This is a genomic window from Myroides sp. LoEW2-1, assembly GCF_009767705.1.
GTDB lineage: Bacteria > Bacteroidota > Bacteroidia > Flavobacteriales > Flavobacteriaceae > Flavobacterium > Flavobacterium album_A.
The window spans coordinates 1-11,947 of record NZ_WSPP01000069.1 but is presented as its reverse complement, the minus strand read 5'-3'; the positions used below and the strand labels follow the sequence as shown (position 1 = coordinate 11,947).

Here is an 11,947-nt window from a genome sequence, read left to right as displayed (position 1 = left end):
AAAAAAATTACTACATTTACACTTACATAAAAAACAAAGATTATATGTATCAATCATTAAATAATAATATCTCTAATAATAATTTGAATTCGCCGTACGATTCAAAGAGGGATGCTATTGTTTTTGATTTAAGTTAATTATATATTATTTCATTATCCGTTTAAAGCTCCTCTTTCGAGGAGCTTTTTTTTGCTTTAAACTGAAACATTTTAAAAATTAAATATCATGAGTAAACAAGAAATTTTACAAACCGAAGAAGCCATTGCACTAGTTAAGAAAACATTTTCTCAAAACTTATGCAATGCATTGAACTTGTACCCTATCTCATCTCCAATGATCGTGAATGAAGGAACAGGAATCAATGATGACTTGAATGGTATCGAGCGTCCAGTGTCGTTTCCAGTAAAATTTCTTAACAATAATCACGGTGTTGTAGTCCACTCTTTGGCGAAGTGGAAAAGAATTCGCCTGAAAGAATTAGAGCTAGAAGTTCATGAAGGTATCTTAACGGATATGAGAGCTTTGCGTCCTGATGAAGACAGTAGCCCAATACACTCAATCTACGTAGATCAATGGGATTGGGAATTAAAGATTGACAAAGTAGATCGAAGTTTGAGTTACTTAAAGAAAATTGTGAGACTGATCTATCAATCCCTGCTAAACACGGAAGAAGAAGTTCACTTGCAGTATGGATACGAAAGAGTATTGCCTAAAAAGCTATCTTTTATTCATTCTGAGCAACTTTTACAACTTTACCCTACACTAACTCCAAAAGATAGAGAACATGCCATAGCGAAAGAATATGGCGCTGTATTTATCATAGGAGTTGGCTACAAATTAAGCAACGGAGAATCCCATGATAGTCGCTCAAGTGATTATGACGATTGGAGTACTATCTCAGAAGACAAGTACCACGGTTTAAATGGGGATTTGCTTGTATGGGATGAAGAGTTGAGTCGCTCATTAGAATTATCTTCCATGGGGGTTCGAGTAGATAAAGATGCATTGGAACATCAATTGGCCTTAACTGGATCACAAGACAAATCAAAGTTATACTATCACAATTTATTGTTGACGGATCAGTTACCACTATCCATAGGTGGTGGATTAGGACAATCGAGAATATGTATGTTTCTCTTAAAGAAAAAACACATTGGAGAAGTCCAAGCAAGTATTTGGCCAGACCAAGTAAGAGAAGACGCAATAAAACAAGGCATCAACCTTCTATAATAAAAAAGGCACAATACGCTAAATCGTATTGTGCCTTTTTCATATTCTTTAAAAGATAGCTTTCTTAGAAATTATAGCTTAAGCCAACTCCTAATACTTCTCTTAACTGAAATCCTTTGTAAGCTTGGTCATCGTAAACCGCTTGGAAAGTAAAGTTAGTTGATAAGTACTTGTTGATTTTCATCACTAAGTTCAATTGATAGTCAACTACAACGTTTCCTGGTTTTTCTAAATAATTAGAATAAAGGTTTAAGATATTCTCAGCAGATACATTCTCCATAATGTCGAATTTGTAGTATCCGTTGATAGACATCCCCAGTTGATACTCCATTGATTTTCCTTTCTCAACACCAAAAGCGTCTCCAAAATCAGTAAAATGACTGTGAACGAAGATAAATCTCGAAGTTGCAGGAGCAATGTTAACTTTTAAGTTATCATTTTTCTTCCACAACATACCAGGTCCGATTTGTAAGTAAGCAGGAGACATAAAGTGTGAATTGTATCCACCGTCTTTATCTGTTCCTCTATCCATTTGTGTCTTAAAGTTTAAGAATAATGAATAGTACCAATTGTTAGACGCTTGCTTACCTAAAACTGAATTCAACTCTAAACGGTCATTAGTTTTCTTTTGGTCCTCCCCTTTTAGCTTCGTAAAACCATAGTTCACGATTAACTTGTTATCCCAAGTCCAATCCTCTTTTTGGTAATTCAAATCATAATTCAAATTCAAATTTCCAGAAAAGTTATTATCTCCACCAGCTTGCCAGTTTGAGAAACTCGATTGGCTCACAAGAACTGCAAAGTTCCCTTTAGATTTCCATGGACCAGTTACTTCCGTAGTCTCAGCTTCTTGAGCATGAGATGAATAAAAAGCAGAAACAGCTAATAAACTTAATAAGAATTTTTTCATATTGTTAAATTTTTAAACAAAAATATAAAATCCAAATAATGCGATCTATTTTTTAAGACTTCGCTTATAAACAGGTACTGCCGAACAGGCTTCACCAAACATAACTGAGCGAGCGTGTTCCATCATCAATTGAGTAGACAAAACGTAGGCCTCCTCTGGGATTGCCTTATTTGAGCACCCTTTAATAATAACTGGTAAATCCCTATATTCAGCGTAATTTATACTAAATAAAATTTCTTGATAAATTGATTTTTCCAAATGTGCTTTATCACCTAAAAACACACGTTTTGCAACAGGTTGTAGGTGGCTGGTTAAAACCATATACGCCCAAGCAGGTAAAATCGCATCTGTTGAACAATACAAACCTACATACGCATTTTGATATTGATTCCAATCTACTTCCTTCAAGGCAGCTCTAAACTCTTTCTCACGCAACACAAATCCCTCATACAACCATTGAGCAATGTCTATCTCTAATCGAGGATTAGTAGGATAATAGTCCTCTAAGTCGAAAACTTTCAAAGCACTATTGGCAACTTTATTTACAATTTCTCCTTCCATAATTACAGCATTCCCAACTCTAACTTAGCTTCTTCACTCATCAAGTCTTTTGTCCAAGGTGGATCAAATGTAAGCTCAATTTCAACTCCTTTGACGTTGTCAATAGATTTGACCTTCTCCTCTACTTCCATCGGCAGTGTTTCAGCCACAGGGCAGTTTGGTGAAGTTAAAGTCATCAGAATTTTAACATCATTTGTTTCATTTACGAATACGTCGTAAATCAATCCTAATTCATAAATATCTACAGGAATCTCAGGGTCATAAATAGTCTTAAGAATACCTACGATATTTTCTCCTAATTTTTGTACATCTATTTCTTCCATAATTTGCTCTGATTAATTTTTAGCTTGATAAGCTAAGGCATACATTTTAATTTGTTTAATCATCGAAACAAGACCATTTGCACGCGTTGGCGATAAATGCTCCTTTAAACCGATATCGTCAATAAACCCAAGGTCTGCATCCATAATGTCAACAGCCTTCTGTCCAGAAAATACCCTAATCAGAATAGCTATAATCCCCTTCGTTAAAATAGCATCGCTATTTGCAGTGAAAAAAACGTTTCCTTCACTTTCTTCAGCATGCAGCCAAACTTGCGATTGACAGCCTTTAATTAAGTTTTCAGCTACTTGATATTTCTCGTCGATTAACGGTAATGACTTACCTAATTCGATAATATACTCGTAGCGTTGCATCCAATCATCAAACATTGAAAACTCATCAATGATTTCTTCTTGTGCTTCTTTGATTGTCATATTGTTTTTTCTTATTATTATTCTCTATTACGAAAGCATCATTTTAGCCTTCTTTACAGCTTCGACTAAGATGTCAATCTCCTCTTTGGTATTGTAAAAACTAAAAGACGCTCTTACTGTCCCAGGAATACCGAAAAAGTCCATAATCGGCTGCGTACAGTGGTGACCTGTTCGTACTGCAACACCCAATTTATCGACAATTACCCCAATATCATAAGGGTGAATTCCCTCAATATTAAATGAAATCACCGAAGTTTTCTCTTGTGCCGTACCTATAATTTTCAATCCTTCAATTTCCAACAAGCGCTTTGTTCCATACTCTAACAGTTCGTGTTCATAAGCAGCAATATTGTCAAAGCCAATCCCATTCAAATAATCAATGGCATGACCTAAGACAATTCCCCCTGCTATGTTAGGAGTTCCAGCCTCAAACTTATGTGGTAAACACGCATAAGTTGTCTTTTCAAATGTAACTGTTTTGATCATCTCTCCTCCACCTTGGTAAGGAGGCAGTTTATTCAACCACTCCTCTTTTCCGTACAAAATCCCAGTACCAGTAGGTCCGCAAACTTTGTGTCCTGAAAACACATAAAAGTCACAGTCCAACTCAACAACGTCAGGGCGTATATGTGGAGTAGCTTGAGCACCGTCAATTAGAACTGCCGCACCGAACTGATGAGCCTTCTTTATAATCTCGCGAATTGGGTTAATAGTCCCCAAAGCATTAGAAATATGTGACACTGCCACAACCTTTGTGTTCTCATTCAAAAGCTTATCGTATTCTTCCATGATAAGCTCTCCATGCTCATTCATCGGAATGACCTTTAAAGTAGCACCTGAACGCTCACAAGCGAACTGCCAAGGCACAATATTAGAGTGGTGTTCTAAAGCAGAAATGACTACCTCATCACCTGCTTTTAATAAGCTACCAAAACCATTAGCTACAAGGTTTATACTAAAAGTAGTCCCAGCAGTGAAAATAATTTCGTGGTTGTGCTTAGCATTTATATGATTTTGTATTTTGGCTCTAGCTTCTTCATATGCATCGGTAGCCAATTGGCTTAACGTATGTACTCCGCGATGAATATTTGCATTGATTGTCTCGTAATACTTGATTATAGCATCCTCGACAACTTTTGGCTTTTGAGCAGTAGCCGCATTATCAAAATACACTAATGGCTTTCCATTCACTTGTTGTGTAAGAATTGGAAAGTCTTTTCGAATTGATTTTATATCTAACATACTACTATTCAATTTTATTACTTAATAATTCCTGTGCTTTTAAAGTAATGCACAATTCACAGCAAAGATAATCAATACTATACTTTTCAGTACAATATATTAATTTAAAATTAATCTAAATATGTTTTGTTCCGGAGCAAAAACCTCATATTTTTGCCTCAATTTAGATTCAATTCAAATTAGTATAAAAATGAAAAAACTTATTGCATTAACACTCTTAACCCTTGTGTTCATTTCTTGTAACCAAAAGAAAACAGAACAACCGCAAATCGAAGAAAGAATCATCTCTTTGAATGGAACGATAACTGAAATCTTAGTAGAATTAGGTAAAAAAGATAATATCGTAGGTGTCGATGTTACAAGTACTTATCCTGAGGATATAAAGAAAACAGCTACAGATTTAAATCACACGAGTAAAATATCAATAGAAAGCTTAATGTCTTTGAAACCAACGACTATATTCGCTATCACAAAAGACATAAACGAAGATCTTAAGAACCAAATTGCCAATTCAGGAATAAAATTAGAGTTAATAGATCAAAAGTACACTGTACAAGGAACAAAGGACTTAGTAAAGCAAATAGCAACATCCTTAAACATAACAGATTATGAGCACATCAGTGCTAATATCCAAAAAGACATGGAAAATCTACACCAATTTGAAGTAGCTCCAAAAGTACTATTCATATACGCAAGAGGAGCATCTATGTTGATGGTAGCAGGAGATGAAACCCCTGTAAATAACATCATTCAATTAGCTGGTGGTCAAAATGCGATAACAGAATTTAAAGGTTACAAACCATTAACTCCCGAATCTCTTTTAAATACAAATCCAGATTACATTCTAATGTTTACTTCAGGAATCCAGAGTATGGGAGGCGTTGATGGCGTTTTAAAAATTGAGGGAATAGACAAAACCAATGCAGGAAAGAACAAGAATATCATTGCAATGGACGGGCAACTTTTAAGTGGATATGGACCGAGACTTGGCCAAGCAACAAAAGAGCTTAACACCCTATTCGCTAAACAACAATAAACAAAATGCAAAGAAAACTCTCTTTTTACCTTATAATCCTTTCCATTCTATTAATTACAATTGCGTTAGTATCAATTTTCATTGGAGTTTATAAGTTTGAAGATGGAAGCATCCAAACAATAATCAAAATCATCTTTACCCAAGAAGAAGTAACCCCAAGTGATAGCTATGTGTTTTTAGACGTGCGATTACCACGTGTCATTATGGCTATTTTAGTAGGTGCCGCGCTATCGCTATCTGGAACAACCTTACAAGGAATGTTCAAGAACCCTTTAGCATCACCAGATCTAATTGGAGTTACAGCTGGTTCAGTACTATTTGCAGCAATAACAATTGTACTTGGGCATTATATTAAAGCTTACATACCAGAGGCAGTTCACTACTCCTTATTGAGTTTAATGAGTTTTATAGGTGCCATGATAACGATGACGTTCGTGTACAGAATGTCAACCTCAAAAGGAAAGACTAATGTAAGCGTCCTACTTTTGTCAGGTGTTGCTATCACAGCACTTACAGGGGCAGCCACAGGACTACTAACCTATATCTCAGAAGAAGAAGAATTGAGAAACTTAACCTTCTGGACTTTAGGAAGTCTCGCTGGAGCTACGTGGACAAAAGTAAGCATCTTAGCAGTCGTGATGCTTATTGCCGTAATACTGCTAATAAACAAAGGCAAATCACTGAATGCCATGATGCTTGGAGAAAATGACGCAGCACACTTAGGTATCCCAGTAGAAAGCATCAAGAAACGCATCGTATTGCTTTCTGCATTGATGGTAGGTACCTCTGTTGCCTTTTCTGGTACTATAGGATTTGTTGGTCTTATTGTACCCTATATATTGCGTTTAATATTCAAATCAAACTACTACTATATACTCCCACTTTCGACAATATGTGGAAGTATTTTATTATTAGTTGCGGACACTTTGAGTAGATCTATTATACCGCCTTCAGAGATACCAATAGGAATATTGACATCAATCATGGGCGCACCAGTATTCATAGCAATCTTAATAAGATTCAAAAAGTCACTATAATGATACAAGCACAAAAAGTAAACTTTAAATCTCGAGAAACTTACATCATAAATGAAATAGACTTCAGTTGTGAAAACGGTGAGTTTATAGCGATATTAGGACCTAATGGTGCAGGTAAGTCCACTTTCCTGAGTGTTTTGGCAAATGAGTTACACCAAAAGGGAAATAAGATTCTACTGAAATCATGTGAATATGACAAATGGTGTGATAAAGAATTACCTAAGCACAAAGCGAAGTTCTCTCAACACCACAACAACGACATTCCCTTGAACGTAGAAGATGTAGTCATGATGGGGAGATATCCCTATTTTGATCACACTCCCTCTGATGCAGATAAAAAGGCCATTCAACACAGTATGGAATGCATTGATATATGTCCTTTAAAAAGCAGGGAATACAATCATCTCTCAGGGGGTGAAAAACAAAGAGTACACTTAGCAAGAGTACTGTCACAACTCAACAACGATGTGGAGAACAAACTATTATTCTTAGATGAACCACTCAATAATTTAGACGTACTACATCAGCATAAAATATTAGAATTGATTAAAGATTTTACGGCTAAAGGCAATACAGCTATTGTAGTCTTACACGACTTAAACTTAGCTGCGCAATTTGCCGATAAAATCTTATTACTACAAAAGGGACAAAAAGTATCTTATGATATACCAGAAAATGTACTTACACAAGAAATAATTTCTCGTGTTTACAATTTCCCTTGCGTGGTAACTAAAAATCCAGTTAACAATAATCCCTTAATCATTTTTGGGTAAATTAGAAGACATGAACAAAGAAACACTTACTTTAAAGGAACGTTGGGCTGAATTAAAACAGCAGAATCCTCACTTGAGAATACGAAATGCAGCTACAGAACTAAACGTAAGCGAAGCTGAACTATTAGCTACACAAATTGGAGAAACAGTAACAAGATTAAATACAAACTTAGTTGAACTTCTATCGGAGATTGAACAATTAGGTAAAGTAATGGCATTGACAAGAAACAATGAATGTGTTCACGAAAGAAAGGGCGTGTATAGCAACCCAGATTTTTCGTCTCCTCATGCAGGATTATTTGTCAATCCCGATATAGATTTGCGCATATTCTTAAGCCATTGGACTAAGGCGTATGCAGTAGTAGAGATGGCAGGTGACAAAGAGAGAAAGAGTTTACAATTCTTTGGAAAAGATGGAGAGGCAATTCACAAGATATACCTAACCCCTCAAAGTGATGATTCAGCTTTTGATGCCTTAGTCAAAAAGTACAGATCAGACAACCAAGACTCACATGAGCCAACAGAAGCCTATCAGGTTAATCTCGATGAGAAATTAGATGAAGAAATAGACGTAAAAACTTTTCAACAAGAATGGAAAGAGTTAAAAGATACGCACAACTTCTTCTCTCTTTTAAAGAAACATCACTTGACAAGAACACAAGCATTGCGTTTAGCGCCTGATGAGTTTCACGCCAAACAGATAAGCAAAGAAAGCATAATCACCATGCTCGAAAAAGCAGCTGAGATGCAAACACCAATAATGGTATTTGTAGGAAATAGAGGAAATATACAAATTCACACTGGTGAAGTAAAACGCCTGATGTGGCACCAAAACTGGTATAATGTATTAGACCCAGACTTCAATATGCATTTGGATATGGACAAAATCGCCCAAACATGGATTGTGCGAAAACCAACTGAAGACGGTATCGTAACTGCCATTGAAGTATTCAATGAAATGGGGGAAATAATAGTACAGTTTTTTGGCAAACGAAAACCTGGAATACCAGAACTTCAAGCATGGAGAGACATCGTAGAACCCTTGTCGTAATAAACCATAAAAAGACCTTAAATTAATTTTTAAGGTCTTTTTATTTATGCTATTATCAAAAAGAAAAAAACAACATACTTTACAACAACGTTGAGAATAATCGTGCAATAAACAGAGAGAAATAAAAAAATATACAACTACACTAAAGCGAGAAATTTAAATATGATAAATACAAAAAATTACAATAATTAAGTTATTAATACTTTGTTGATAACTAATTCAAATATTTAAAATCCAAAGGTTGAATGACCTCTCAATATGTCCTATCTTAGCTTTTACAAAAACTTGTAATTCAACCTACTTTATATTCCTCGGCAGCACCTAATACTGCAAGAATCAATATTTTTGAGGGTATAAAATGTCCTATCTAATTAGGGTGAAACAAGCAACGGATTATTAAAATAAATTTTTTTTGCTATGTCTATTTTTGATAAAAGAGTTAACTACAAACCGTTTGAGTATCCTGGAATTTACCAATTCACAGATGCTATTAATAAGTCATTTTGGGTTCATAGTGAAGTAGACTTCACTGCTGACACGCAAGATTTTCATTCACACCTAACAAAAGAAGAACAAATAGCTATCAAACACAGTTTATTGGCTATTGCTCAGATAGAAGTTGCAGTCAAGACATTTTGGGGTAACCTTTATCAACATTTCCCAAAACCAGAATTCAATGGATTGGGTAGTACTTTTGCAGAATGTGAATTTAGACACTCTGAGGCATATTCACGTCTATTAGACGTATTGGGATATAATGATGAGTTCGAAGATTTATTGACAATTCCCGTAATTAGAGAACGCGTAGAATACCTTGGTAAGGTATTAGAAAACTCTAACAACAATACAGATCGCAAAAAATACGTTGTATCATTAATCCTATTCTCTCTTTTGATTGAGAATGTTTCCCTGTTTAGTCAATTTGCCATTATCCTATCTTTTACAAGATTCAAAGGGTTAATGAAAAATGTAAGCAATATTATTGCTTGGACTTCGATAGATGAACAAGTACATGCAAATGCAGGTATTTACATTATCAATATAATAAGAAAAGAGTTTCCAGATTTCTTTGATGAAGAATTGATTGCCCATGTAAATGATGTCATTCACAACTCCATAGAAATTGAAAGCAAAATCCTGGATTGGATATTCGAAACAGGAGATATAGAATCAGTGAACAAACATGACTTACTAAACTTTATGAAGTTTAGAGTAGATGAAAGCATGGTGAAGATTGGCTTAGACAAAGTATTCAATATCACTGCAGAGCAGTACAAACCAATGCAATGGTTTGAAGAAGATGTATTTGCAAATACCTTAGATGATTTCTTTGCCAAAAGACCTGTAGATTATACTAAACACGACAAAAGCTTTACAGCAGACGACTTGTTTTAAAAAAAAAGAAAAAATTGTTATAAAAAATTACCAAAACTAAGAGCATGAATAACTTCTCATTACAATTACAAATAGAGGACAATAAAAACTTAAGAGAGAAACTTTGGTGGAAAAATTCTGAAAGTGAACAGATACTTAATAGAGGCTATCTTCTTAAGGGAGAAACAGTGGAGGGTGCTATTGATCGAATTGCATCTGCAGCTGCAAGAAGACTATATAAGCCGGAGCTAAAGGAATCATTTCAAGAAATGATAGAAAGAGGTTGGATGAGTTTAAGTTCACCTATTTGGGCCAACATGGGAACAGAAAGAGGATTGCCTATTTCGTGTTTCAATGTGAATATACCTGACAGTATTGAGGGGATCACTCATAAGTTAGGAGAAGTAATCATGCAAACTAAGATTGGTGGTGGTACCTCAGGATATTTTGGAAACCTAAGAGAAAGAGGAAGTGCAGTGACGGATAATGGAAAAAGTAGTGGAGCAGTTAGCTTTATGAAGTTATTCGATACTGCTATGGACACAATATCGCAAGGAGGTGTTCGCCGTGGTGCTTTTGCAGCCTATTTAGATATTGATCACCCAGATGCTGAAGAATTTTTAAACATCCGCAATATTGGTAATCCAATTCAAAACTTATTTTACGGTATTTGTATTCCAGATTATTGGATGCAAGAGATGATTGATGGGGATAAAGATAAGAGAATGCTTTGGGCGAAAGTATTAGAAAGCAGACAACAAAAGGGGATGCCTTACTTGTTCTTCTCTGACAATGTAAATACAAATAAACCGCAAGTTTACAAAGACAATAATATGCGTGTCAACGCAAGTAACCTTTGCTCAGAAATCATGCTTCCGTCAAATGATGATGAATCATTCATCTGCTGTTTGTCGTCAATGAACTTAGAATTATATGATGAGTGGAAAGATACAGAAGCAGTTAAATTGGCAATCTATTTCCTTGATGCAGTATTACAAGAATTTATTGAGAAAACAGAAGGTAACTACTATTTAGCACCAGCAAACCGCTTTGCGAAAAGACATAGAGCTTTGGGATTAGGAGTACTTGGATGGCACTCTTATTTACAAAAGAACATGATACCTTTCGAAGGCTTACAAGCTAAAATGCTAACGAATAAAATATTTGAAGATATAAGCAATAAAGCTGATAAAGCATCTCAAGAGTTAGCGAGAATATATGGAGAACCTGAATTATTAAAAGGTTATGGAAGAAGAAATACCACAACAATGGCTATTGCTCCTACTACTTCATCTTCTGCAATCTTAGGACAAACTTCACCAGGTATTGAGCCTTTCAGTAGTAATTACTACAAAGCTGGTTTATCTAAAGGAAACTTTATGCGTAAGAATAAGTACCTAACAGAACTACTTGTCAGTAAAGGTTTAGACAATGAAGATACATGGAGAACGATCATGCTTAACGGCGGAAGTGTTCAACAAATAGAAGGACTTACTCAAGAAGAAAAAGATGTATTTAAAACATTTAAAGAAATCAGTCAACTTGAGATTATCCAACAAGCGGCAATCAGACAAAAATATGTCGATCAAGCTCAAAGTTTAAACCTAAATATTCCATCTGCTTTACCAATCAAAGAAGTGAATAAATTAATGATTGAAGCGTGGAAATTAGGTGTAAAAACATTATACTACCAACGCAGTCAAAGTGTTTCTAAGGAAATGGTAACAAACTTAGTGACATGTAGTAGTTGTGAATCATAGAGAATATTTATCATAAATTCAAATTCTAAAAAGAGAGAGCTTTTTGTAAAGGTTCTCTCTTTTTTTTATTCAAGAGGATAAAGTCAAAATCAAATCTATCAAAAAACTTATAACCTACGTGAGTTCGATATAAGAAAAAGCAAAAAAAAGCTATAAAAAAAGAGATAGGATTAGTATATTTAAGGTTCTGAATCACAAATATTTAACTAAAACTATCT

At 35.0% G+C, this 11,947-nt stretch carries 12 protein-coding genes; 7 read left to right on the top strand and 5 right to left on the bottom strand.

Annotated elements, in window-relative coordinates; translation table 11 throughout:
- The first annotated feature begins 225 nt into the window (after nt 1-225).
- The gene (asnA, locus tag GOQ24_RS05400; protein ID WP_155091932.1) at nt 226-1,230 is read left to right on the top strand and encodes an aspartate--ammonia ligase; all 1,005 of its coding nucleotides are present in this window, start codon (nt 226-228) and stop codon (nt 1,228-1,230) included.
- Between the two features lie 64 nt (nt 1,231-1,294).
- On the opposite strand, the gene GOQ24_RS05395 is transcribed toward asnA, so the two are convergent.
- The 5 genes from GOQ24_RS05395 to GOQ24_RS05375 are packed head-to-tail and all read right to left on the bottom strand — an operon-like array spanning nt 1,295 to nt 4,698.
- Nucleotides 1,295-2,140 carry a DUF3078 domain-containing protein gene (locus tag GOQ24_RS05395; RefSeq protein WP_155091931.1) on the bottom strand — a complete coding sequence of 282 codons (846 nt, stop codon included), beginning with the start codon at nt 2,138-2,140 and terminating at the stop codon, nt 1,295-1,297.
- A 45-nt stretch (nt 2,141-2,185) separates the two neighbouring features.
- On the bottom strand, nt 2,186-2,701 hold the full coding sequence (locus GOQ24_RS05390; protein ID WP_155091930.1) for a DUF2480 family protein: 516 nt from the start codon (nt 2,699-2,701) through the stop codon (nt 2,186-2,188).
- Between the two features lie 2 nt (nt 2,702-2,703).
- Complete coding sequence (locus GOQ24_RS05385) at nt 2,704-3,024, bottom strand: SUF system Fe-S cluster assembly protein (protein WP_155091929.1); 321 nt, start codon at nt 3,022-3,024, stop codon at nt 2,704-2,706.
- A gap of 12 nt (nt 3,025-3,036) precedes the next feature.
- Entirely contained in the window at nt 3,037-3,456 is a 420-nt protein-coding gene (locus tag GOQ24_RS05380; RefSeq protein ID WP_155091928.1) for a SufE family protein, read from the bottom strand.
- Nucleotides 3,457-3,483: 27 nt separating this feature from the next.
- Nucleotides 3,484-4,698, bottom strand: coding sequence for an aminotransferase class V-fold PLP-dependent enzyme (locus GOQ24_RS05375; RefSeq protein ID WP_155091927.1), 1,215 nt, complete (start codon nt 4,696-4,698; stop codon nt 3,484-3,486).
- A 190-nt stretch (nt 4,699-4,888) separates the two neighbouring features.
- Here GOQ24_RS05375 and GOQ24_RS05370 point away from each other — a divergent pair, with 190 nt between their 5' ends.
- The 6 genes from GOQ24_RS05370 to GOQ24_RS05345 all read left to right on the top strand — a co-directional run bounded on the left by GOQ24_RS05370 (nt 4,889) and on the right by GOQ24_RS05345 (nt 11,729).
- Complete coding sequence (locus GOQ24_RS05370; protein WP_155091926.1) at nt 4,889-5,734, top strand: hemin ABC transporter substrate-binding protein; 846 nt, start codon at nt 4,889-4,891, stop codon at nt 5,732-5,734.
- Between the two features lie 5 nt (nt 5,735-5,739).
- Nucleotides 5,740-6,771: a FecCD family ABC transporter permease gene (locus tag GOQ24_RS05365; protein WP_155091925.1), complete on the top strand. Its 1,032-nt coding sequence runs from the start codon at nt 5,740-5,742 to the stop codon at nt 6,769-6,771.
- Complete coding sequence (locus GOQ24_RS05360; RefSeq protein WP_155091924.1) at nt 6,771-7,544, top strand: heme ABC transporter ATP-binding protein; 774 nt, start codon at nt 6,771-6,773, stop codon at nt 7,542-7,544. The genes GOQ24_RS05365 and GOQ24_RS05360 overlap by 1 nt, the downstream gene beginning before the upstream one ends.
- 10 nt (nt 7,545-7,554) lie before the next feature.
- Nucleotides 7,555-8,595: a hemin-degrading factor gene (locus GOQ24_RS05355; RefSeq protein ID WP_155091923.1), complete on the top strand. Its 1,041-nt coding sequence runs from the start codon at nt 7,555-7,557 to the stop codon at nt 8,593-8,595.
- A 417-nt stretch (nt 8,596-9,012) separates the two neighbouring features.
- Nucleotides 9,013-9,990, top strand: coding sequence for a ribonucleotide-diphosphate reductase subunit beta (locus GOQ24_RS05350; protein ID WP_155091922.1), 978 nt, complete (start codon nt 9,013-9,015; stop codon nt 9,988-9,990).
- Between the two features lie 44 nt (nt 9,991-10,034).
- Entirely contained in the window at nt 10,035-11,729 is a 1,695-nt protein-coding gene (locus tag GOQ24_RS05345) for a ribonucleoside-diphosphate reductase subunit alpha (RefSeq protein ID WP_155091921.1), read from the top strand.
- The last annotated feature ends 218 nt before the right edge of the window (nt 11,730-11,947 follow it).

What these genes read in the sequence shown, in the direction of transcription:
- GOQ24_RS05390 (WP_155091930.1), bottom strand. Translation starts at nt 2,701, where the DNA reads ATGGAAGGAGAAATTGTAAATAAAGTTGCCAATAGTGCTTTGAAAGTT.
- GOQ24_RS05365 (WP_155091925.1), top strand. Translation starts at nt 5,740, where the DNA reads ATGCAAAGAAAACTCTCTTTTTACCTTATAATCCTTTCCATTCTATTA.
- GOQ24_RS05350 (WP_155091922.1), top strand. Translation starts at nt 9,013, where the DNA reads ATGTCTATTTTTGATAAAAGAGTTAACTACAAACCGTTTGAGTATCCT.
- GOQ24_RS05370 (WP_155091926.1), top strand. Translation starts at nt 4,889, where the DNA reads ATGAAAAAACTTATTGCATTAACACTCTTAACCCTTGTGTTCATTTCT.
- GOQ24_RS05360 (WP_155091924.1), top strand. Translation starts at nt 6,771, where the DNA reads ATGATACAAGCACAAAAAGTAAACTTTAAATCTCGAGAAACTTACATC.
- GOQ24_RS05395 (WP_155091931.1), bottom strand. Translation starts at nt 2,140, where the DNA reads ATGAAAAAATTCTTATTAAGTTTATTAGCTGTTTCTGCTTTTTATTCA.
- GOQ24_RS05380 (WP_155091928.1), bottom strand. Translation starts at nt 3,456, where the DNA reads ATGACAATCAAAGAAGCACAAGAAGAAATCATTGATGAGTTTTCAATG.
- asnA (WP_155091932.1), top strand. Translation starts at nt 226, where the DNA reads ATGAGTAAACAAGAAATTTTACAAACCGAAGAAGCCATTGCACTAGTT.
- GOQ24_RS05385 (WP_155091929.1), bottom strand. Translation starts at nt 3,024, where the DNA reads ATGGAAGAAATAGATGTACAAAAATTAGGAGAAAATATCGTAGGTATT.
- GOQ24_RS05375 (WP_155091927.1), bottom strand. Translation starts at nt 4,698, where the DNA reads ATGTTAGATATAAAATCAATTCGAAAAGACTTTCCAATTCTTACACAA.
- GOQ24_RS05355 (WP_155091923.1), top strand. Translation starts at nt 7,555, where the DNA reads ATGAACAAAGAAACACTTACTTTAAAGGAACGTTGGGCTGAATTAAAA.
- GOQ24_RS05345 (WP_155091921.1), top strand. Translation starts at nt 10,035, where the DNA reads ATGAATAACTTCTCATTACAATTACAAATAGAGGACAATAAAAACTTA.